The 19,682-nt window shown below is 39.0% G+C and carries 41 protein-coding genes and 2 pseudogenes; 5 read left to right on the plus strand and 38 right to left on the minus strand.

The features are described 5' to 3' along the window. Nucleotides 1-15: 15 nt before the first annotated feature. The 33 genes and pseudogenes from AT689_RS02330 to AT689_RS02480 all read right to left on the minus strand — a co-directional run bounded on the left by AT689_RS02330 (nt 16) and on the right by AT689_RS02480 (nt 16,495). A complete protein-coding gene (locus AT689_RS02330) occupies nt 16-435 on the minus strand; it encodes a hypothetical protein (RefSeq protein WP_001227145.1) in 420 nt (139 codons plus the stop codon). 11 nt (nt 436-446) lie between these two features. After that, entirely contained in the window at nt 447-1,025 is a 579-nt protein-coding gene (locus AT689_RS02335; protein ID WP_000191278.1) for a major tail protein, read from the minus strand. 11 nt (nt 1,026-1,036) lie between these two features. Further along, nucleotides 1,037-1,360 (minus strand): hypothetical protein, encoded by a 324-nt coding sequence (locus AT689_RS02340; protein ID WP_000777003.1) that lies wholly within the window; start codon nt 1,358-1,360, stop codon nt 1,037-1,039. Further along, on the minus strand, nt 1,357-1,704 hold the full coding sequence (locus AT689_RS02345) for an HK97 gp10 family phage protein (protein WP_000063886.1): 348 nt from the start codon (nt 1,702-1,704) through the stop codon (nt 1,357-1,359). Before AT689_RS02345 ends, AT689_RS02340 begins: the two co-directional genes overlap by 4 nt. Beyond that, entirely contained in the window at nt 1,701-2,000 is a 300-nt protein-coding gene (locus tag AT689_RS02350; RefSeq protein WP_000267061.1) for a phage head closure protein, read from the minus strand. The genes AT689_RS02345 and AT689_RS02350 overlap by 4 nt, the downstream gene beginning before the upstream one ends. Continuing rightward, on the minus strand, nt 1,987-2,268 hold the full coding sequence (locus tag AT689_RS02355) for a phage head-tail connector protein (protein ID WP_000371962.1): 282 nt from the start codon (nt 2,266-2,268) through the stop codon (nt 1,987-1,989). The genes AT689_RS02350 and AT689_RS02355 overlap by 14 nt, the downstream gene beginning before the upstream one ends. 2 nt (nt 2,269-2,270) lie before the next feature. Next, nucleotides 2,271-2,561 (minus strand): hypothetical protein, encoded by a 291-nt coding sequence (locus AT689_RS02360; protein WP_000120767.1) that lies wholly within the window; start codon nt 2,559-2,561, stop codon nt 2,271-2,273. 11 nt (nt 2,562-2,572) lie between these two features. Then, entirely contained in the window at nt 2,573-3,745 is a 1,173-nt protein-coding gene (locus AT689_RS02365; RefSeq protein WP_001037661.1) for a phage major capsid protein, read from the minus strand. Continuing rightward, nucleotides 3,742-4,317: an HK97 family phage prohead protease gene (locus tag AT689_RS02370; protein WP_001172113.1), complete on the minus strand. Its 576-nt coding sequence runs from the start codon at nt 4,315-4,317 to the stop codon at nt 3,742-3,744. Before AT689_RS02370 ends, AT689_RS02365 begins: the two co-directional genes overlap by 4 nt. Then, nucleotides 4,301-5,503, minus strand: coding sequence for a phage portal protein (locus AT689_RS02375; protein WP_000510807.1), 1,203 nt, complete (start codon nt 5,501-5,503; stop codon nt 4,301-4,303). Before AT689_RS02375 ends, AT689_RS02370 begins: the two co-directional genes overlap by 17 nt. Before the next feature lie 17 nt (nt 5,504-5,520). Continuing rightward, a complete protein-coding gene (locus AT689_RS02380; RefSeq protein ID WP_001002923.1) occupies nt 5,521-5,739 on the minus strand; it encodes a hypothetical protein in 219 nt (72 codons plus the stop codon). A 7-nt stretch (nt 5,740-5,746) separates the two neighbouring features. Then, nucleotides 5,747-7,477: a terminase large subunit gene (locus AT689_RS02385; RefSeq protein WP_000527303.1), complete on the minus strand. Its 1,731-nt coding sequence runs from the start codon at nt 7,475-7,477 to the stop codon at nt 5,747-5,749. Then, nucleotides 7,470-7,862 carry a P27 family phage terminase small subunit gene (locus tag AT689_RS02390; protein ID WP_001118282.1) on the minus strand — a complete coding sequence of 131 codons (393 nt, stop codon included), beginning with the start codon at nt 7,860-7,862 and terminating at the stop codon, nt 7,470-7,472. The genes AT689_RS02385 and AT689_RS02390 overlap by 8 nt, the downstream gene beginning before the upstream one ends. Nucleotides 7,863-8,006: 144 nt before the next feature. After that, a complete protein-coding gene (locus AT689_RS02395; protein WP_025173811.1) occupies nt 8,007-8,312 on the minus strand; it encodes an endonuclease in 306 nt (101 codons plus the stop codon). Nucleotides 8,313-8,431: 119 nt separating this feature from the next. Further along, nucleotides 8,432-8,623 carry a hypothetical protein gene (locus AT689_RS02400; protein ID WP_000238198.1) on the minus strand — a complete coding sequence of 64 codons (192 nt, stop codon included), beginning with the start codon at nt 8,621-8,623 and terminating at the stop codon, nt 8,432-8,434. A gap of 163 nt (nt 8,624-8,786) precedes the next feature. Then, complete coding sequence (locus AT689_RS02405) at nt 8,787-9,329, minus strand: site-specific integrase (RefSeq protein WP_000397552.1); 543 nt, start codon at nt 9,327-9,329, stop codon at nt 8,787-8,789. 188 nt (nt 9,330-9,517) lie between these two features. After that, a complete protein-coding gene (locus AT689_RS02410) occupies nt 9,518-9,919 on the minus strand; it encodes a transcriptional activator (RefSeq protein ID WP_000736391.1) in 402 nt (133 codons plus the stop codon). Nucleotides 9,920-10,130: 211 nt separating this feature from the next. Continuing rightward, nucleotides 10,131-10,289, minus strand: coding sequence for a hypothetical protein (locus tag AT689_RS12795; RefSeq protein WP_153231720.1), 159 nt, complete (start codon nt 10,287-10,289; stop codon nt 10,131-10,133). Next, nucleotides 10,286-10,522, minus strand: a complete 237-nt coding sequence (locus AT689_RS02415) for a DUF3310 domain-containing protein (RefSeq protein ID WP_001067627.1) — start codon at nt 10,520-10,522, stop codon at nt 10,286-10,288. The genes AT689_RS12795 and AT689_RS02415 overlap by 4 nt, the downstream gene beginning before the upstream one ends. After that, entirely contained in the window at nt 10,522-10,911 is a 390-nt protein-coding gene (locus AT689_RS02420; protein ID WP_000612387.1) for a YopX family protein, read from the minus strand. The genes AT689_RS02415 and AT689_RS02420 overlap by 1 nt, the downstream gene beginning before the upstream one ends. Next, nucleotides 10,908-11,422, minus strand: a pseudogene (locus AT689_RS02425) (class I SAM-dependent methyltransferase). The gene AT689_RS02420 and the pseudogene AT689_RS02425 overlap by 4 nt, the downstream one beginning before the upstream one ends. Then, the gene (locus AT689_RS02430; protein ID WP_000772905.1) at nt 11,422-11,847 is read right to left on the minus strand and encodes a DUF1642 domain-containing protein; all 426 of its coding nucleotides are present in this window, start codon (nt 11,845-11,847) and stop codon (nt 11,422-11,424) included. Before AT689_RS02430 ends, AT689_RS02425 begins: the two are co-directional and overlap by 1 nt. Next, complete coding sequence (locus AT689_RS02435; protein ID WP_000969678.1) at nt 11,837-12,166, minus strand: hypothetical protein; 330 nt, start codon at nt 12,164-12,166, stop codon at nt 11,837-11,839. The genes AT689_RS02430 and AT689_RS02435 overlap by 11 nt, the downstream gene beginning before the upstream one ends. Then, the gene (locus AT689_RS12800; protein ID WP_000872730.1) at nt 12,138-12,347 is read right to left on the minus strand and encodes a hypothetical protein; all 210 of its coding nucleotides are present in this window, start codon (nt 12,345-12,347) and stop codon (nt 12,138-12,140) included. Before AT689_RS12800 ends, AT689_RS02435 begins: the two co-directional genes overlap by 29 nt. Beyond that, the gene (locus AT689_RS11405; RefSeq protein WP_000233203.1) at nt 12,334-12,501 is read right to left on the minus strand and encodes a hypothetical protein; all 168 of its coding nucleotides are present in this window, start codon (nt 12,499-12,501) and stop codon (nt 12,334-12,336) included. Before AT689_RS11405 ends, AT689_RS12800 begins: the two co-directional genes overlap by 14 nt. 126 nt (nt 12,502-12,627) lie before the next feature. Next, on the minus strand, nt 12,628-12,855 hold the full coding sequence (locus AT689_RS02445; RefSeq protein WP_000891963.1) for a hypothetical protein: 228 nt from the start codon (nt 12,853-12,855) through the stop codon (nt 12,628-12,630). After that, nucleotides 12,855-13,049, minus strand: coding sequence for a hypothetical protein (locus AT689_RS02450; protein WP_000470303.1), 195 nt, complete (start codon nt 13,047-13,049; stop codon nt 12,855-12,857). The genes AT689_RS02445 and AT689_RS02450 overlap by 1 nt, the downstream gene beginning before the upstream one ends. Nucleotides 13,050-13,063: 14 nt before the next feature. Further along, a complete protein-coding gene (locus AT689_RS02455) occupies nt 13,064-13,834 on the minus strand; it encodes an ATP-binding protein (protein WP_000228214.1) in 771 nt (256 codons plus the stop codon). A gap of 139 nt (nt 13,835-13,973) precedes the next feature. Beyond that, nucleotides 13,974-14,801: a phage replisome organizer N-terminal domain-containing protein gene (locus AT689_RS02460; RefSeq protein ID WP_001289767.1), complete on the minus strand. Its 828-nt coding sequence runs from the start codon at nt 14,799-14,801 to the stop codon at nt 13,974-13,976. Further along, nucleotides 14,794-15,090, minus strand: a complete 297-nt coding sequence (locus AT689_RS02465; protein ID WP_001156934.1) for a hypothetical protein — start codon at nt 15,088-15,090, stop codon at nt 14,794-14,796. Before AT689_RS02465 ends, AT689_RS02460 begins: the two co-directional genes overlap by 8 nt. 15 nt (nt 15,091-15,105) lie before the next feature. Then, complete coding sequence (locus AT689_RS02470) at nt 15,106-15,426, minus strand: hypothetical protein (RefSeq protein WP_000462827.1); 321 nt, start codon at nt 15,424-15,426, stop codon at nt 15,106-15,108. A gap of 85 nt (nt 15,427-15,511) precedes the next feature. Beyond that, on the minus strand, nt 15,512-15,769 hold the full coding sequence (locus AT689_RS02475) for a hypothetical protein (RefSeq protein ID WP_000370958.1): 258 nt from the start codon (nt 15,767-15,769) through the stop codon (nt 15,512-15,514). A 12-nt stretch (nt 15,770-15,781) separates the two neighbouring features. Then, nucleotides 15,782-16,495 (minus strand): ORF6C domain-containing protein, encoded by a 714-nt coding sequence (locus AT689_RS02480; protein WP_001002346.1) that lies wholly within the window; start codon nt 16,493-16,495, stop codon nt 15,782-15,784. Nucleotides 16,496-16,548: 53 nt separating this feature from the next. On the opposite strand from AT689_RS02480, the gene AT689_RS02485 reads away from it, so the two are divergent. Beyond that, the gene (locus tag AT689_RS02485) at nt 16,549-16,974 is read left to right on the plus strand and encodes a hypothetical protein (RefSeq protein ID WP_000456433.1); all 426 of its coding nucleotides are present in this window, start codon (nt 16,549-16,551) and stop codon (nt 16,972-16,974) included. Here AT689_RS02485 and AT689_RS12805 read toward each other — a convergent pair. Genes AT689_RS12805 through AT689_RS12810 form a run of 5 tightly spaced genes read right to left on the minus strand, consistent with a single transcriptional unit; the run spans nt 16,969 to nt 18,115 of the window. Further along, nucleotides 16,969-17,130, minus strand: a complete 162-nt coding sequence (locus tag AT689_RS12805; protein WP_001004503.1) for a hypothetical protein — start codon at nt 17,128-17,130, stop codon at nt 16,969-16,971. The two genes, AT689_RS02485 and AT689_RS12805, sit on opposite strands and share 6 nt — an antisense overlap. Before the next feature lie 10 nt (nt 17,131-17,140). Then, nucleotides 17,141-17,338 carry a hypothetical protein gene (locus AT689_RS02490; protein ID WP_001057654.1) on the minus strand — a complete coding sequence of 66 codons (198 nt, stop codon included), beginning with the start codon at nt 17,336-17,338 and terminating at the stop codon, nt 17,141-17,143. Between the two features lie 16 nt (nt 17,339-17,354). Then, entirely contained in the window at nt 17,355-17,558 is a 204-nt protein-coding gene (locus tag AT689_RS02495; protein WP_000032100.1) for a hypothetical protein, read from the minus strand. Further along, the gene (locus AT689_RS02500) at nt 17,551-17,925 is read right to left on the minus strand and encodes a hypothetical protein (RefSeq protein WP_000573356.1); all 375 of its coding nucleotides are present in this window, start codon (nt 17,923-17,925) and stop codon (nt 17,551-17,553) included. The genes AT689_RS02495 and AT689_RS02500 overlap by 8 nt, the downstream gene beginning before the upstream one ends. 43 nt (nt 17,926-17,968) lie before the next feature. Then, on the minus strand, nt 17,969-18,115 hold the full coding sequence (locus AT689_RS12810) for a hypothetical protein (protein ID WP_001001334.1): 147 nt from the start codon (nt 18,113-18,115) through the stop codon (nt 17,969-17,971). Between the two features lie 284 nt (nt 18,116-18,399). Here AT689_RS12810 and AT689_RS02505 point away from each other — a divergent pair, with 284 nt between their 5' ends. The 4 genes and pseudogenes from AT689_RS02505 (at nt 18,400) to AT689_RS12370 (ending at nt 19,657) form a co-directional block, all read left to right on the plus strand. Continuing rightward, complete coding sequence (locus AT689_RS02505; protein ID WP_000495824.1) at nt 18,400-18,768, plus strand: helix-turn-helix domain-containing protein; 369 nt, start codon at nt 18,400-18,402, stop codon at nt 18,766-18,768. Continuing rightward, on the plus strand, nt 18,768-19,001 hold the full coding sequence (locus AT689_RS02510) for a hypothetical protein (protein WP_000156422.1): 234 nt from the start codon (nt 18,768-18,770) through the stop codon (nt 18,999-19,001). Before AT689_RS02505 ends, AT689_RS02510 begins: the two co-directional genes overlap by 1 nt. Further along, nucleotides 19,001-19,264 carry a type II toxin-antitoxin system RelE family toxin gene (locus AT689_RS02515; RefSeq protein ID WP_000285962.1) on the plus strand — a complete coding sequence of 88 codons (264 nt, stop codon included), beginning with the start codon at nt 19,001-19,003 and terminating at the stop codon, nt 19,262-19,264. The genes AT689_RS02510 and AT689_RS02515 overlap by 1 nt, the downstream gene beginning before the upstream one ends. Nucleotides 19,265-19,276: 12 nt before the next feature. Then, nucleotides 19,277-19,657 (plus strand): annotated as a pseudogene (locus AT689_RS12370) (ImmA/IrrE family metallo-endopeptidase). Nucleotides 19,658-19,682: the final 25 nt, after the last annotated feature.

A 19,682-nucleotide genomic window follows, 5' to 3' on the forward strand; every position in this document is an offset into this window, starting at 1 on the left:
AAGATAGATAGGATTCTACTGTGAAGATTTCTTCGCTAGCTGATTCTGACTCATCTGGTGCTTTTTTGTCGTCATGCTCGCATTTAGCATTTCCATCAGCACAGGTCCAACTTCCTGAATCGGGAAGATTTCCATTTCCATGAAGAATTGTTCATAAGGCTTGATGTGAGGATTTGCAGATTTAGCAAAGGTCCAAAAAAGACGGTTGAAAAAGGTCATGTCAAAATCTGACAACATCGAAATATCAATATTAGTCGCTGTCAATTCCTTGTCGGTTTCCAACTTGTTCAATTCATTCATGAATGATTGATTTTTCAACATCGAGAACAAATCTTGAAAATAATCTTTTCCAAATTGTTGCTTGTAAGCAATAGGAGTATAGCCGTTGGTCCCCAACTCATACTCCTGATCACCAACCAAAACGATTTTACGCATAGATCTTCTCCTTAAGCTGCAACTGCAGTAGGTTCATACACTTTCTTGAACCAGTTGTCATACGCATCCTTGTCATCAGCTGATGTGATAGAACGCTTGACAACTGTATCCAATGGACGCGGGCTAGCTTTGAAACTAAGTTCACGTTCGTTGGTTGATGTCCCGTTCTTAGTTTTTGAGCCAAGAGATGGGCGACTGGCAAAACAGTAGTACATCACATAGCGAGTCTTGTTTTTGTCGCCTTCAAACTGGAACATCATTGCGAACTCTGTCAAGCTCGCATCTGCTTTTTCAGTCATAACACCAGTTTGAGGGTCCTTGATTTCACCAAGAATTTTTGTCGCAAATTCATCAATGATGTGTGGGATTTTAAGTTTACCCTCATATCCTTCGTTTGAATTCATGAAATGGTAATCCTTGTTGTCTGCTTTGATAGGGGTTGTTTCCCCTTTAGTATCAAGTATCAGCTCTATTGCTCCAGGAAAACGAAAAACATCGCCGTAAGTGATAACTCCATCTGCTGCAAGTGTCTTGATAGGTGCGATATGTACATTTTCTAGGCCAAAGGTTACTTTATTTTCTTGAGTCATGTCATTCCTCCTTAGTATAGATAGACTGTGTAAGACTTGACATAGAGTCTTTCAGTCTCGATAAATGTTTCTTCTTGAACTTCAAAAAAGAGCTTGTGGTTTGCCCACAGCTCTTCCAGACGTTCTTCCAAATCTTCATCCTTACTCTCAAAAGCCAGCTCAACTGTCACGCTCTTAATCTGATGATTAACCGTGTTGTCAGCTGAATTGATGACTGGACTTGATTCATAATAGACCAGGTAAGGTAGGTCAGGAGCGTTTCCAATTTTAAACGCTCGATAAGTGACAGGCAAGTTTGCCTGTTCCAAAATAGCAGCAAAGTCTGATAGCTTCATTTCCCAATCTCCTTGATTCGCTTCTCAAAGTTCTGAATTGCTTTTTCTTCAGCTGGCTTGATGTGGACGATACCAGCGACACGACCACCATTTCTTGAAAGGTGCCCGTTTTCAAGTATGTGAGTAAGACTTGCAACTGCGTTGAACACAACAAAAGAGCCATTGGCCAACTTCTTCTTTTTCCAACTTCTACGATACTTTCCGTACCGTTTCGGACTTGTCTCTTTCAACTCATCCACAGTCTCATCAGTCACTTGCTCTGCAATCTTATCCACTTCTTCAGTAACCTCATCAGAGTAAGCTGCAAGCTCTTTCGCTATCAAATCAGCAAGGTCATTACTCATTTCAACACCTCTGACAAAGTCAACTCTAAAATTTCAGAATCAATAGGATAGGTTTTCAAGATATGATATTGCTTGCCTTCGAACTTCGCAAGCTCTTGATTCTCATACTCAAAATTTCGAATCTCAACGACCAAGCTCGGTTTAAGCCCTACCTGATTCGCCTGATAAAATTCAGAGCGAGTGACCCTCTTTTTGCGACATAAGAGAGTAACTTCAACATCTTCAGAGATTGGTTGTAGTAACTTATCCTTACCTGTTACTTTCTTGGAGATCAGTGTGATTTCATGATTCCACATTCTTGACCTCTTTCTTTGATGCTATCTGTAAATTATGCAGTCGCCACTGAAGGTGACGTGGCATATCCACCCCACCCTCATAACGATAAGCGGCATAGTCAACGATAAACATTTCATGGTCAGCACGCTCACCAACAAGCTCGATACCGAGATTATCGGTCAATTCAGTGATGACACTTGAAATGATTTTTTTTAACGGCTTGTCTCTCAAGTCGGTTGAAATACCCAACTTAAGCTTCAGCAACTCTAAAAGCTGACCTTGGTCCATGTCTATTCCTCAACTTCCTCAGCAGACTCTTCAGCAGTTTCCTCAACTGTTTCTTCCTGCTCAACTGCGGGCTCTTCCTTCACTTCTTTTGTTTCAGGCGCTGGTTTCTTAGGTTCATCATCTCCCAAAACCTCAAGGAAGATAGAGCCAGCAGTGTTAGCGCCAGTCAAAAGGCCATTGGTAAAGCTATCTGTTGGCTCATATCCCTCACGAGGAAAGATATCGCCAACAGCGTAGTCATGATTTTCAGGATCAGCCAAGTCCTTGAAAGGACGGATTACTTTATAGCTCATACGCTACCTCCTTAAGCTACAACATCAGTATATGTTCCGAAGAATCCAGCTTCTTCATCTGCTTTCTTAATATCCAAACGGATAAAAAGCCCAAGCAATTGTCCGTAAATGTCATTGTTCACCCATTTAACGGATACTTGAGAACGGTCAAACTCTTTGACGAACTCAGTAACATCTCCGATGAAGAATTTCATATCTCCTTCGTTTCCAAACACTGTGTCATCTACTTTGTAGATTGTTTTCCCACCAAATGAATAGCCAGTAGGTGAAGCCACATCAGTTTGAAGCATGTAGCGCCCATCTTTGTCCTTCACTTTGTCAAGCGCAGCAAACATTGACTTAGTTACAACGATGCTTGCTTTATAAATTGATTTAAGCTTCTTGTTGTAGATATCTTTAATACCATCAAATCCAGCCGCATCTGCTTGGGTAGCTGTTTTGAGGACAGCTGTAACTAATGACAATTCAGTGTTGTCACCTTGATTGAACACTTCGTCTTCAACAATGGACATGATGTCATAGTCTGCGTCGTCAATCATTTCTTGTGACACAGGGACATATCCACGGTAAGTCTTGATTGAATAATCAATCTCGCTGATTGCTGGTTTTCCGAGTTCTGGATTTGATTTCAATTCATCTATTGAAACCATTACACCATCCGTTTTCTTGATAACTGGATATTTACCAGATCCACTATTAACTTTCACACGTTCCACAAGATCCAAAAGTGGATTACGTGTTTTATTAACAAAATGAGGTTTCAAAACTTCAGTAGGGATTAAAGCTGCGCTTCCTGAATCAGTAGTTTTCAAGCCTACAATGTCACGAGTTTGACCAGTACGAATGTATTTAGCGATTGCGTCACGTTGTTCCAATTTCTGTCCTCCACGTTTTTCTTGACTTGGGTAAGTCGGTGCTTTACGATTTAGTTCTTCAACTTGATTTTTCAAATCTTCGATTTCTTTTTCAAGTTGTTCTTTTTCTGCTTCCTTTTCATCCGATTCTTTTTGGATGTCTTCAAGGTTCTTTTCAACTGCTGAAACTTCTTCGTCAGTTCCAGCTTGTTCCAATTTCTTAGCTTCAAGTTCAGAACGCTTGTTCAATTCTTTGATTGATTCTTCAAGCTCTACAACTTTGTCTGCTTTGTTGCGCATACGAGCGCCCAAAATCAATAATTTGTTCATAGATTAAATTTCTCCTTAATTTCTTTCTTGCGCTTGTCTAGCGCTTCACGATTAGCACGCTTCTGACTTTCGAAGTCTTTTTGTCGTGCAGCAATTTCCGTTTGTGGATAGGCTGGGAAAGTACATGGACTCACTTCAAAGATTTCTAGCTCTAAGACAGTGTCCAAATATGAACCATCTTCACGTTCTTCCGTTTCGATTTTTACCGGGATAAAGCCAAAGCTACACCCTATAACATCTCCACGCTTGACACGGGCATAGGCCCCAACAGCTTGAGGATCATCCTTGTTAATGATGATATCTCCAAAAAGACCAACATCATCAACACCCAGTGTCAGAGTTCCGTTACCTGTTCGACCGAGAACAAGGCTATCATCATGGTTAAATAAAGCTCTGATATCAGCGTCTGTGACAGCTTTCTCAACACCAGCACGCTTGATAACTTCACAGTAGCCTGGCCACAATTCCGTCTCCTCGTCAAACTTGATAAAGTAGCCACTCAAAATCAAATCACCAGATTCTTCTTCTCTCGTTTGAAATTGAGTGGCACGATAGCTATTTCGCTTTTGCATTCTCTTCCTCACCTCCCTTCAGTTTATTTTGATCTCCTAGTTTCTCCTGAGGGAGAAAGTTTTCAAGAACAATCAACTCTTCCATCTCAGGATCAGGAGCCATCCCTAGCCAATCCCTCCACTCATTACGACGCATTGCAGCACTGTTTGCCATTTGTTGAGCAACAGCAGACAACTCCGTAATGTTGTAAGAGAAGAGTGAACGAGGATTTAGCTTGAAGTAACGATTGCTAGACAAAAGTAAGTCCCTGGTTAGTGTTTGAGTAATAGTGGTAGCAATACTCATGACAGTCGTATTTACAAAGTTGTTATACTCTGTCTTGTTGAACTCTCCTACACCCAAAATAAAAGCAGGTACTCCTAATAGACCTGCAACTGTTCTTTTATCCAATTCCACAGACTCGTTTAAAGCGATGTCCGTTAGACTAAGCGGTTTTACCTGCTGAATGTCCAGCAATGCCTCTGGAACAATCCATGGAGCGCCAACCCTGCTAGTACTCAAATACTTCTCAGCGATACGCTCACGCCCTTGCTCCGAATCTAGTTCAGCACTAGACGAGTCTACTTTAACGATAAGACTAGGAATATTCTTCCCGTTCATAAAGCTTTTTTTAGTCTTGGTAGCCATGTTCAAACTTTGAACCACATCTGTCAACGTCACCCTAAAACCAGTACCAATGTATGGAATATCTGGATCTGGATTGATGACGAAGTGGACTACTTCATCAGGGGAATATTCTTCACCCCTAAATGAGATTACATAGGAATCCTTATCTGTTTGGAATGAAACCTCTCTCATCGGAAATGGTCTTAGATTAGAAATATAATCCGTAACAGGTTCATATTCCACATGTAGGACAGAGTTCCCATCGCCATATAAAAGCAAATCGCGCACAATCTTGAAAATCCATGACTTCCTTGTCATGTGTTTACACGGATTGATATCAATCTTTCTAGCAAGCCCATCACGGATTCTGATATCACCTTTATCTGTATTCTCCATCAAGTGGATGGTCATATTAGAGACCAAATCAGCAATCTTATTAACCGCTGTCACCACATCTGGATTTCTGGCCAAAGGTACATACGAGTCCATCAGGTTTGACAACCCTAAATCTGAATGACTCAGCATGTTGATTGACTTACTTGGCTTGTTTCGTTTCCAAAACTTTTCAAAAATACCCATGTTTCCTCACCTCCTTTCTAACGAAAAGTATTTTGAAAAAGTGAATCAAAGTGTTTATTTCTTACGATATTCTGACTGACATCAATTACCTGTTTTTCCCATTTTACTGTTTCAGCCATCAAATTTTTCATATGTCTTTGACGAATAGTTACTACTTCCCCGTTTAAAATTACTTTAACTCGCCCTTTGTTGATCAGCAAGTTAATTTCATGTTCTGATAATACTATTTCATTCATAATTCACCTAATCAAAGAATCTCATCACATCACCACCCTTGCCAAGATTAGCAAGAGCCTGTATACAAGCAAAGACGCTGGCATCAAACAAGTCAATCCTTGCAGTCCCACCGTCTCCATCTAATTTCTCATATTGCACAGCATCGTCCACCTTTTCAATTGCTCTAACATTGCTCACACAGTATTCGTAAGCATCAGAATGAAGATAGTAAAATTCTTTATTCTTAACTTTAAACTCAATCCGTCTGAATCCCTCTGATTTCAGATAAAAAAGCTGAGGTTGGTCAATCATCTTGAACCGAGCTTGTTTCATCTTCGTCAAGAACTCACGGCCAAACTTCCTATCCATTCCGACAGCAGCAATCTTGAACCCTTTCTCCCTCATCTTGATGAACCATTTGACGATATCATCATAGAGGACGGTCGGAGTGTTGCTCATCGTCAACCAACCGTCAGACTGCCACCCAAAGAGTGGAATCCCGTCATCATTAGCTTTTTTCTGAGCATTAATCCGAGGGAAGAAAGCATGTGTGATACAGATATCAACGTCTTTCTCACCGTCATGATAGACACCATAGAGAGCAGCAGCTGTTAAGTCGTGCAATCTTGACAAGTCCGCACCACCATACCAACGAATAGGCAAACGTGCCAGCTCTTCTAAACTCCAATCGTAGCAACTATCCGACGCAATAAACTCATCAGGATTAAAATAAGCGTTCATAGAGTTAGTGAAGATATTCAAGGTCTTATTGAAAAACTCATTTCTTGTCTGAGGATCATTCATAGCCTGCTCTGCTTCTTCCTTGAGAGCCTTGAGCGAAACCGTGACACCCCATGACGGATTAGCCATCTTGAGGATATTCTCGTCCAGATAGTTCACCACGTCCCCATCAGCAGATTGATTAGCCTTGCAGATGAAGATGAAAAATGAATCATCAGTGACTAATTGCTTGAGCACCTTTTGACAGTATTTCAGACGGTTAGCAAGGAACCCGGTAGGAATATCCCCAGCCGTTGAGATAACAAAAAGCATACTGTTTCTGTATGCTGACATTGTTTTTTTCATAAGACCATGTTTCTTACTGTTCCTCATTGTGTGAGCTTCGTCCAAGATGATAACATTTCCGTTCAAAGAGTCCAGACGGCTCTCATCATTCGCTAAAGCCTGGATAAAGAAAGAACCTTCATCACCAAAATTGGCGGTGATAGAGTGTTCTTGGTTATTATCCTTGATACGAATGTTCTTATCGTTCCAGCGTTCAACGTTGAATCTTAAAAAACCAAAAGCTTCCATCGCTTGCTTGACTGAGTTAGCAACGATATAGCATTTGGAACCGCTATCTGTATCTAATATCTGATAAGCAAGTGCGATTGCAGCAGTAAACGAGGTCTTCCCATTCTTCCGAGCAAGCATGATAAGCGCTTCTTTGAACCTGCGCTCATTCGTACCCTTGTAGTAAAAACCAAACAGATTAACTACAACGAAATGTTGCCACGGTTGCAAAAGCAATGGCTTGTTACGGATAGATACCGCAAACATATCATCGCCCTGCTGATGAACTATCACGTTCTCGATAAAGTGAATAACAAAATCCACCATATCCTCATCCATCTCAAAGGTTGGATTTTCTAAATCACGGAAAAAACGTTCAGCAGCAAGGATGTTTTCTTCGCAATGTTCTTCTCGGTGAGTTAAGACGTGTTGAGCGTATTTTTTAGCTTTATCAAGATTACCCATTGCCAGTCACTCGCTTCTTCTTGATTTCGTTCTTGAACTTCAGTACCTCAGTAAGAACTGACTCACCCTCTTGTTCTACTACCTCACCGAGCGACTTAGGATTCATCATCAACTGATTAGAGTAGCTGAGTATATCTTTCCTCAAAATTTCCATCGCTGTCAAGATTGGAACTTTGCGCTCATTTTCAGCACCAGCCTTATTGACGTAGGTGTCTGTTACTGGATAACCCATATCAGCATAATCTTGAGCAAGTTTCTGATACTGGTATAACATACCTGCAAAAATGTCAATGATCATTTCGAACTCTTTACGATAAGTTCCCAAGTCTTTCATCTGCTTGACCACTTTTGACTTAATCGACTTTGCTGTAATTGGTTTAGCCAAAAACTACCTCCTTTCGTCAAAATCGCTTAGTTTTTACCCCCTTTTTGTTTGAAGGCCCCCGACTTGGAAAAAGTTCCCTTCACCAGTACCCTACTGGCCAAAATGATTTTTCAAAAAGAGGGGGGGATTAAAAATTTTCATTTTTCATTTTTGAAAAAATTTAAAAATTCTTTTTTTCTGCCAATACAATCCTTGGTTGATTACTCTATCGTTCACTCTATCATGAAACGTATTATGTTTCTTATTCGTCAATGGCAAGCAATTCCATTCAACAAATTCAAGCTCAGGATATTCAGACACAGGAAAGATATGATGTACCATTTCTGCTTGAACAGAAATTCCGTAACGCAAACTTTCTTGGCAAAGATAATCATGCTTACGCATTATCCTATCACGGAACTTCTCCCACTTCTTAGATTTCAAGGATGGTCTGATAGGTTTGTTATACATCTCAAACCTCCTTTCTCAATGCTAAAAGGGATAGGCCTTTGACCTATCCCCTCCTCATACAAGAAATCTATGCTACCATAATAAACCTTTTTTTGTGAGACTTCAAGATGTCTTTTGTCTCATTCTGATTCTTTAAAAAAATTATTCCATTTTACTAGTATGGCTGTTAACGGTATATGCATTCCATTTACAAATGCTGTTTGAGTATATCCAACAATTTCAAAGCCAACTTCAGGATTGGCATCAATATCTTTATTTAATTTCTCGAAGGCCTTTTCTCCAAGAAAATCATCACGGTATTCTTTTACCATTTTTCACCTCTTGTAACTATACCAATTTTATCCCTCACTTTCACATATCTTATATTTTGTTAAACTCACTCTAAATCTCAAACCCTTACTAATCATAGGTTTTGAAGACTTTCATTTTTTCAGTTTATGCTTAACTCATTATGTGAAAGTAATATCTAAAAAATTAAATGACAAAGTTCCGTAGTGCGTCATCAAGCTCTGCTTGCTCTATCCCTATGTATCTCAGGGTGATTGCAGGTGATGAGTGATTGAACATTTTCTGTAATGTTCCTACGTCCTTTGTCTTGTTGTAATATTTATAGCCGAATGTCTTGCGCATTGTATGTGTGCCAACATTATCAATGCCAAGTTCTTCAGCTGCTTCATGTATGATTTGATAGGCTCGCTCACGAGTGATCGCTTTATTCTGACCTTGCCTACTCTTGAATAAGAAATGATGAAATGGTTTGCCTTCAACATATCTCCTCATTTCTTTCTTGAGTTCTTTTGTCATCCGTCTTGTTATCTGCTTGCCAGTCTTCCGTTCTCTCAGTTTGATGTGCCAACCTTGAACATCTTTAACTTTCAAGGTAAGTATATCTCCGACTCGTAAGCCAGTATTCAGGCCTGTGATGAATAGCATATAATACATCTCATTCCATTCTCTGAGATAATCTTTCATAGCTTGAATATTATCATTGTCTTTTATCGGTGATACAAATTCCATAACTGCCTCCTTTCTACAAAACAAAAAGCCAGCTGGTTGCTGACTCATGATGTTCCTCTGTTAAACAACTTTTCTGTAAAAATAGGATAACTCCAACATGTGATTTGTGTTTTTGTTTTCAGAAGTTCATGCTATCATAATAGCCCTTTTTTTGTGAGACTTCAAGATGTCTTTTGTCTCAATCTTATTTACAACTCACCTTTCATTATAGCGTACTGTTCTAAGATAATCCTTCTACGTCGATAGATTGTAGCTTTGCTCATGAATTTCTGTTCTGCTATTTCTTCCCATCTCAGTTGAGGGTATCTCCAGCGTAGATTGAAAATTTCTTTGTCCTCCTCGACTAGATTGCTTAAGAGTTTGTTAATAATCCCTTTAAATCCTTCAAGAAATTTTAAAGTCGGATCATCTGCGATTCTGATTGCGATAGTTTCGGTAGGTTTGCTTATTCCTACAGTTGGCCCACTTTGAGCATCTGGGTTTCTGGTTTCTAATTCTAGCCTTCTTAAGTCTATTGTGCGTTGAATGTTTTGAAATTTGAAAAGTTCTCTGTCTAACGTTTTGAGTTCTTCGTCGCTCAATTTTTTCAATTTCCACCTCCAAGTTTTTCAAAAATGTAAACAAGTTATCAAATATCTGAGAGAAAGCCTTGCGAATATTAGAAACTGCCTGATTAATCATTTTAGTTATAGCTTCAATTTCTTCAGAACTTAATTTCCGTAGTTGTTTGTATAATTCTTCTTGCTTTTCTTGTATCTGCCGTTTAGCTATCTTCTTCTTAATTCTTTTGTTCATTGACTTTTATTTCCTTTCTTGGATCTCAATCCCAAAAAACGTACAGATATCTTCGATGGCAAACTCTGAAATACTTGCACCGTTCAGCAATTCCTGTTTCTTTGCTGATTTCCGCAAGCGTCCCCATGGTAATAAAGGTGTCGCCTTCATACAATGCGTATTCACTCATGCTCCATCTCCTCAATCAGCCAGTCAAGATTCTTTCTAGCTTTCTTCAGGTCTTCCAGACCATTTTTCTTTTGAAACCGTAACATATACTTGATTGCGTTGCCCCAAAAGAAAGCAGACGCTCCGGAAAGGCTCCCAACGAAGTTATGCACAACATCGATAGCCTCAAGACCGTTTGCACCTTGGTAGTGGCTTGGTTTGTTTATATTGTCAATTATTTCTGGGTTCATTATTTATCCTCCAAAAGCTCTGGATTTTCGTAGATGTTGCCGATGATTTCCTCATATTCCGTCCACGCATATCCATCTCCAAGTCCTTTTAGGTATACAGCAGGCATTCCACCTATGAATGTACCACCGTATTCTTTTTCTAAATATACTTCATGGAGACATCCTCTTGTACATTTAACGATGTCACCGATGAATACCTCCTTGCCGTTCTTGTCTTTGAGTCCTGTTGATTGCATGAGTTCGATTTCATCAGGATAAGCTGTAATGTAATCATTCATTAAAGCATCGTTTAACTCAAATTCTTCAATCTCGCTATCCTGAAAAAACATACATTTGACTGACATCAGTCTACCTAATTCATGATGCCACACTCTAAATTTCGGTATCATGCCAAATCCTCCTCTTTTACAAACGTGCCGTCCTTTCTCTCTGTGACCTTCTCAAATTTCATAAACGTCATCCAATGCGTAGTACCTCTTTGTTGTCCAAACAATGGTTTAAAAGGTACAGATTTAAGAACTTCTTTAACGTTGATTTGACAATCAGACCATTTAAAAACTAGAGTACCTCCAACTTTTAGAACTCTCATACATTCTTCAAAACCCTTGGCTAAATCTTCCGACCAGGTAACTTTATCCAGCTGGCCATATTGTGATCGCATAATTGAGTTTTGACCTGCCCATTTCAAATGTGGCGGATCAAATACTACTAGATTAAATGTTTCACCATCGAATGGCATATCACGAAAATCTCCGACAACGTCAGGGTTTACGTTTACCTTTTTCCATGTATTTCAAATTTTTCTTGTCTGATGTCCATGAAAGTTGTATGACTCTCATTTTTATCAAACCAAAACATACGACTGCCACAACAAGCGTCTAGTATTCGTATATCTCCCATTATTCCACCTCCTCAATCTCAATACCTGGGCAATCAAACACCCAGCCGAAGTTTGCGGCTTCTAGTTCTTTACGAGTGTGGGAATATATAACATCGTCTAAACTAAAGCTTTTTGTAAAGAAATACCTTTTCAAAAGTTCTCCATAAACCAACATATTTTCTTTAATATTCCCTTTAATCTTAACAAAATACCGCTTCTCTTTTTCGACCTCGTAGCCGTTAAGCCAAGCAAGACCGTAAACATGAAAATTGTTTTTCTTTTTAAATTCTATATATTCCGCCACACACTGCGGAACTTTGACTGGTTGCGGTTTATCTAGTTGTTCCAAGTCTTGCAGAAAAATTTGACGAACTAGTTCTGCTCCTTCAGCATTCCATACACCCTCAAGTTTTTTATATTTCTTAATCAATTCATTAAGTTTCATCTTCGCTTCCTCTGTAAATCAAATAAACTGCAATAACTAACTGAGACATGCTTGGCGAATAGCCAACCCAATCATCAAACTCCTTAGATTTTGGCAACCAACCCTTAGTAGCTCCCAAATCATAGTCTGTAGGCTTTTCATCAGCGAAGATGCATTCCATCGCTCCCATAAACGTCATACCATCTTCTGCCATTTCCCAAAAATAGTCCGCCCGGTCTTTCACCGCTTGTGGTAAATCTTGCTTGGGAGGTTGCGGCTTCCCGTCTTCTACCGTCCAGTTGTATACTTCATTAACTTTTTGCTTTAACTCTTCCATCATATTCCAACTCCTCCGCTTTCCGTCTTAATTCTTTATTCTTTTTCCTCAACAAATCGCGCTCCAGCGCTCTAATCCGTCTCTTGCGTGCATCGCACGGCTTCGAATACTCGATTATCTTCTCTTCGTTTTGCTCGATCGTGCGTTTCAGTCCGTCAATCTCAGCCTGTTTATCGTACTTCATCTTCTAAAAATCTTTCAATAGCTTCTCTGTAGGAGACTTCCACCAGACCGTCTAAGTCGTTCAGGGCTTCAATATAGTCTGGACGACCTTGCCCGTACTGCTCTTTCAAAAATTCAACAAAGAGATGAATTTCCTGATAGGTTACTCCAACCATGTTTCTTACCTCCCACTAAAAATGTAACGTTATTGATCATCTTTCTTTTCCTTTCTTGCTGCACGTTCCCCGACTAAATAGCCAAGAAATAACCACAGAATAGCCATTCCAAATTCTTTAATAAGTTCAATCATTTTTTTCTCCTCCTGAAAAAGTCGCTAAATAGTAACAATCCTTAGAACCGTAGTCAAATCGTGTCGTCCGCTGACCAATGTGCTTCTGAAACCTTGGATGAGTGATAGCTGAGAAAGCCCACTGATGGTCTTCCATCTGCTCAATGAGATCATCGACATTGTCAAACCTCCCAAGGAAAAACTTACAGTGCCCGTTGTAGACGAAATAAAGCTCTAACATCACTCCACCTCGACAGGGTAGAAGTTCCCAAAGGAACCTCTCAATGCCTTGCTAACCTGTAAGGCTGCCGCCCGAGAAATAAACCGCATGGCTTTCTTCTCCTCAGAACACGAAATATCCAAGCCAGTCACACTGATAATTGCAGACCTTAGAAACGGCTTATCCTCTCTTGTCCCATGCTTTAAAATAAACATCAGCCACCCCTATTCTAAAAATATTGCTTTCGCTTGTTTGTCAAATCATTGAAAACCATCAAATGGTCTTTATCTACACCCTTCATTAGTCTGGACATGAAAGGTCTGCCATATCTTTTTTGAATATCGGCAGAAATCAAATTTGTGGTAATGATTGTGTTTGAACGCTTATTCAAGATATTGTAGAGAATAGTAAATGACCATTCGCTATCTTTTTCCATTCCTAAATCATCCAAAACCAAGAACTTAGCACTAGCAATTTTATTGACCAGAAACTCTTCCTGACTAAAATCAGCTTTAATCTTCATCAGCAAGTCAGTTACGTTAATAAAAATAGCAATCTCTTTCGTGTACTCAGATAGAGCCTTAACCATAGCAAAAGCCAAATGACTCTTACCAGTTCCAGCTTCTCCCTGAAGTACAATGTTGTTCCTAGCACCCTCAGACCACTCACGACAAATCCTCTTTGCAAAAGCTAGCTTTTCCGCTTCTTTTTCGGTTGGTGTTTCAAAATTGTCCAAAGTAGCATTTTTCAAAATTTCATCATAAAGAGAGAACTTTTCAAGATAGTATTTCCTCTCTCGCTCATTCTCAGCATTAGCCAGTTCATTCACTCTTTCCTGATTTTCTTCATGAATCCGCTCAGATTCACACATGCGACATACAACACTCTCGGTCCTCAATATCTTTATCAAAGGGATGTTATGCTTTTCGCAGAACTCTTCTTGTTGTTCTGTATTCCTACGATAAGATAAGGCGATTTCCTCAAACACATTGTCTACCATACTAGCCGACCTCCGCATTCATGCCAGCTAGCCATTTCAGACAAGCAGGCAACCACTGGATGAATTGGTTGGTCTGCTAAAAGAGTTTTCTTCTCGTAGCTTAACGGATAATAGTCAATCTCGAACTGCTCAATTAGTTCTAAAATCCCCATTCGTCCCTTACCTCCTGTTCCGATGTTTTATCGTTTTGTTGTCTTGACTTCTTACCCTCTTTATATTTACGGTCGTCCTCATCCACCTGCTCAATCGATGTGAAGCCTTTCTTTTTCCAACTTTCAAGAATGGCTATTAGGTAATTGAAACTAGGTTTGTGTGATCCGGAAGTTTTCTCGACTGCACGGTTCAACATATCGAAACTCATTCCATCAAGTCCCACATAATCAAGTAACTGTTGATGTGACTTATCAGTTAGATGGATTCCGCTATTTTTCAAATTTTCAGAAAGGCTGGAACTAATCATCACCTTATTATTATTTATCTCTATATCTTTATCTAATTCTTTATCTAGTGCGTTACCATGCGTTACTGTAACGTTATCCATAACGTTATCAGTAACGTTACTTTCGTTGTTCTGTGCAAGTAATTTCTGTTTTTGTCGGTGACGTGCTGCTCTATTTCGATTTTGCTCTTTTATTTTTTCCATGCCGTCAATGTTCTGATGTTTCTCCCAATTGGGTAACATTATCACTCCATCGATTTTTTCAACCATTCCAAACTTTTCAAAAACTTCAAGAGCCATACGAACTGTATTCAACGGACGGTGGAACGTTTGTGCAAGCATTTCATCGGTGTATACAATGTTTTTAGAAATGGTTAGTACGCCTTTTGTATTCAATTTGCCTGCTAGTGTTATAAGTTTGATCCAGATTACAATAATTGCATCACGATCAGGCGAGGCATCAATTAGACACATCTTTTCATCGTCAAAAATATCCGTTTTGATTTTTATCCACTTGATTTCAGACATACCGAGCACCCCACTTCCTGCGATTGGCACGATACTTCATCCGCATATCTTCATAGATGTACCTGCCTTCCAGCTCCATTTTTTCAATCTTTAGCAGCTTATTTTTAAGGGTCATATAACGATAGTCCTTTGCTAGTTTTTCATAGTCGGTTAGGTATTCTTTGACTCGTAATAGATTTTTATAATCGTTTTCCCATATCGTAATAAAATGTCTTGAAGTTGATTCCCTTCCTTCCAGTTCTTTAACAATCATAATCAGGTTATCCAGCGATTCAATCAATTCTTGCATTTCCTGACCTCCTCATTACAAAAATCTGATTGCAGACTGTTTAGGTTCTGGCAAAGCTAACGGCTCAGGACGCAAGCCTACAGGCGGTTCGTTGTCATATGTGAATCCTTTGAACTCTCTGCGAATATTCTTGCGAATTTCTTGCCATTTGTCCTCTCTACCACGTTCATATGCATGATTACGCACTTGGATAATCATAGACGCAAATTCTTGCTCTTCTCGTCTTTCTTCTTCCTTGCGTTGTTCCTGCAATTTGATATGACGGCAAGCCCCTGCAAATCCAAGCAGTAAGGCTCCAACCCCCATCAGCTGGTCTAAAATCGGTGGTTCAAACATTTTTATCTCCTTATCCTCTTTTTGTGCTATAATATAGTCAAATAATTTTGCTAAGACCTTGTCCAGAAGCCTTTTAGTAAAGTTATTATATTTGATTAGAGAGCCATTCTTTGATGGCTCTTTTTGACCATTTCTTACCAGGTAATTCCTTTGGAAATCCCTTTAAGTAACGATAATTATCTGAAAAGGTGGCATACTTAATTCCTAGAAAATCACAGGTAGTGTTCACATCCATCAGCTCTGGATAGTGGTCACTATCTTTTTCTATTTCGACTAGCCTTGTGATTGTGTCCTTGATAATGGATTTAATCCATTCAGACAGTGAAAGTAGAACATTGTCCATCTTCTTCCCCTCCTACCCTTCGTCAAATGAGTTCAATTTCATGATTTTCATCTTGGTATTGGTGCTTGGCTCCCAAGTCATCCAATAGGCCAAGGCTGCATCTGCGAATTTTTTCGGTAGCAAGTCATAGCGATTAATGTTGAAGTGGTCTTTAAAGTCAATCTCAGCTTGTCTAAAGACTGACTGAGCGAAAGTCTTATCCGCATAAGCCGGACTATCAATGCCACCTAAGCAAACCACGACCCGAGCCTTACGCTTCTTCAGGAGCGATTTAGCATAGCTTGGGTGAATCGGTTGCTCACTCTTGAGATAGTCAATATCTTCCAGCATGGTCGCCTGTTGCTCACGTAATTTCTTCTGGCCAGTAAACAGAGCGATAAAGGCATCCTCGTCCAAGTCCTCGCGAATGAAACCGCCCTGCTTGCGAATAGCTGGCAAAACCTCTGATGTCACCCAGCGCTTAAACTCTTTAGCCTGAGGCAACTTGCTGGATAAGATAAGAGAGTAGAGGCCAGATTCGTTGATGATGATAGTTTCTTGAACCCTTCCTAAATTATCTGTGAGGCCCTGTTTTAGGGCGTCATCTTCATCAACATGAAGAGCAATCGCATTTCTAGCCTTGCTATATCCTAGGATGTCTGCAACATCTTTCCCAACGAACCAAGGTTCGTCATCAATGATCAAAGTACGGACTTCCTGCCCGTGAAAATTAAAAATTTCGTTCATAAAGTTCCTTTCTAAATTTGGTATAATTAAAATAAAACGATTGGAGAAATCTTATGGAATATCAAGCTCTTATTCAACCTGTGATTAGTATTATTCTTGCAATAATATCAGGGTTATGGTCATATGTCGCATCAAAAGCTAACAATAAAGCTGAGATTGAAAAACAAGCCAAAGAACATTCACATACTGTTGAAAAACTCGAAAGAGAATTTCATCATCAGATAGATACTCTAAAACAGCAACATGCCTTTGAACTTGAAAAAATCAAACAAGCTCATGAATTACGGTTGCAAGAACTTGAGAAGGTATCTCAGCTTGATACTGAAACCGACAAGTCTATGAAGATGAATGATCTTACCTACAAAGTTTTTACAGGCGAGGTTGATTTTGACAAAGCTTTAAAAATAGCTAATAAAGCAAGCAATAGCAAACAAAACTTAAATAAAAGATTTATTCAAAAGACTTCTAAAAAATCATAAATTAAATTTATTTCTAACTCTTTCAAGCTCATCATCTTGTATTTTTTTAAACCCGTTGATGCGCTTTTCTCTATCTCTTTTGCTAGCGTAGTATGTAGCAAAACCAATGATAAGATTGATTATGACAACAAAGTAAAACCATACTAGTTCATTCATCTCCACCCTCCTACTCCAGCACCTTACTGCCGACTACCAATCGTTTAACGACAACGTCCATCTCCTTAAATTCGGCATTCTCTGCACAGTAGCGGACGCTCTCGCTGATGATGTGACAAATAGATACGCCGTACTCGTTCGCCAGCTCCGTAGCAATCTCCCAGGCATCTTTGTCAATCCGTGTTACTTTTTGCGCTGCGTTGTTCATACTATTTCCTCATGCTCTAACTATTTTCCCAAGGGTTTTCAATACCCAAAATATCTACGACTTTTTCTTTCACATAATCACTTCCTTTTCCATACTTCAGCAACTCTGAAATAACTGATGATGCTACAGATACTTGTTTTGCCAATTCGACTTGAGTCATATCCAACTCAATCAAACGAGTTTTAATTTTAGCCTTAATTATTTTTAGTTCTTTACTCATTTTTTCCTCCAATCTGTGTTTTAGTATTTTCTAGATATATTGTTAGGATTTGAACTATGTCCTCTAGTGAATATGTTACGGGCTTAAAGATAAAATGTTTTTCAAATAATCTTATTGCCTCATAGTGATGTCTACTTGTTATATATGAATTATTTTCAATAAAAAATTTACAGAATTCTTCTGACGATTTGTCTGTCATACAAAATAATAGACAAAGTGATAGAGTTTCATCTTTATTGTTTTTTATTTTCGAAAAGTCATCGAAGAGATTTCTGCCAAACATAACTTTATACCTGACTGGAACATCTGCCCTTGCAGATATGAAGTATGTCTTTTTGTTTATTTTTATTTCCAGTGTTTCTATCATTTCCTACCTCGTTTACCTACTTTATGTGACTAATAATTTTGCTTTACTCATATTTTTCCTTTCTATATTTCTCTGCTTCTTTTGAAATTTTCAAAAGCATTGAAAGTCCCCCAACTACTCCATCTAGATACCCTCGCCCATAATCTGTCGCTAAGAGTTCCAATAATTCTTTCAGGTCTTCTTCGTTCATCCCTGACCTCCTTTTAAAAAATTATCTAAAAAGTTAGCGAACTTCTTGACAACTCTAGTCAAATGTTTTAAAATAAAAACATAGAGAAAAGACCTACTAAAAGTAAGTTTTACCTACAGTAAACGGACGCCAATCAGTTTTGTAAGGCTTTATTTTTTAGTTGTCTAGTTCGCTAACTCTTTAGCTTACGAATATTATTTTAAAACATTTGACTAAATAAGTCAACTATTTTCTACAAATATTTTAAAATTATTTTTCGTTTGCTTAGAAAGGTTGAAAAATTAATGTTTGTAGCATTCGATAAAATAAAAGAATTAGCTGATAAACAGGGGATTTCTATAAATATTTTAGAAGAAAAACTTGGTTATGGAACTAATACTTTATATCGATTAAAAAGAAGTAATCCTAGTTCAAAAGTTTTAAAAGAAATAGCTGATTATTTTAATGTAAGTGCTGACTACCTACTCGGACGGACAGATAATCCTGCTATCGCTGGAAGTGATGAATTTGCTCAAGTAAATGGACAAATCATAGACTTACGCAAAGCAGCAGCCAACACCATGTTATTTGACGGAAAACCACTAAATGAAGATGATATCGACTTCATCACATCCGTTCTATCCGCCCACTTCAAAAGCAAAGGAGAACGCTAATGACTATCACGATCAATTTCACAGAAAAAAACTCCTACATCACGGACTACCTAACCAAACACGGTATCGACACAACAACCATGGATTTTGACGACTTCATGGTACTCATGGAAGATATCGAAGACGCACGAGCAGCCGACCAAGCCTATATGGAGTATTTAGCCGACCCAGCTACTTATACCATGGATGAGGTCTTGGATGAACTAGGACTATCTCGAGAGGATATTGCTTAATGTATCGGCTAGATATTGATAAAAAAGCTCTCAAGCAACTTAAAAAACTAGATACCCCAACCAGAAAACAAATCCTATCCTGGCTTGCTAAAAACATTGAAAACACGACCAATCCACGACAACACGGAAAAGCACTAAAAGCCAACCTTGCAGGTTACTGGCGATACAGAGTAGAGAATTACCGCATCATCTGTGATATCCAAGACGATAAACTAGTCGTCCTAGCCGTGGAAATCGCCCACCGCAGAGATGTTTATAAATAACGAAGGAGAACTATGATACTCGCTAAACTCTGCGAAGAATATCAAGTAGAGCTTTGTCTCTTCGACGGTTCAAACTGGCACAGTAGCGGTTTCTACAATCCAGACACAAACGTACTCGCTATTGACCACAACTTAGCTCCTGAACAACAAATCCAAGTCGCCCTACACTAACTCGGACACAAAGACCATACACGCTCAGAGTACCAAAACGCTCGCCTACGCTGTGAAAACGAAGCTGATAGGAATATGATCCATCATCTCGTGAAAGACGCACTAGAAAGCTTAGACGACCCCACAGAGTTTGATTACCTCAAATTCATGTCTTACTACAATCTAAAAACTATGACTAATGAAGTCATGGTCAAGGAAGAGTACTTGGCATTAGTAAATTAAAAATTGCATTGAAGATATTTATATA

This window comes from Streptococcus pneumoniae (assembly GCF_001457635.1).
GTDB classification, from domain to species: domain Bacteria; phylum Bacillota; class Bacilli; order Lactobacillales; family Streptococcaceae; genus Streptococcus; species Streptococcus pneumoniae.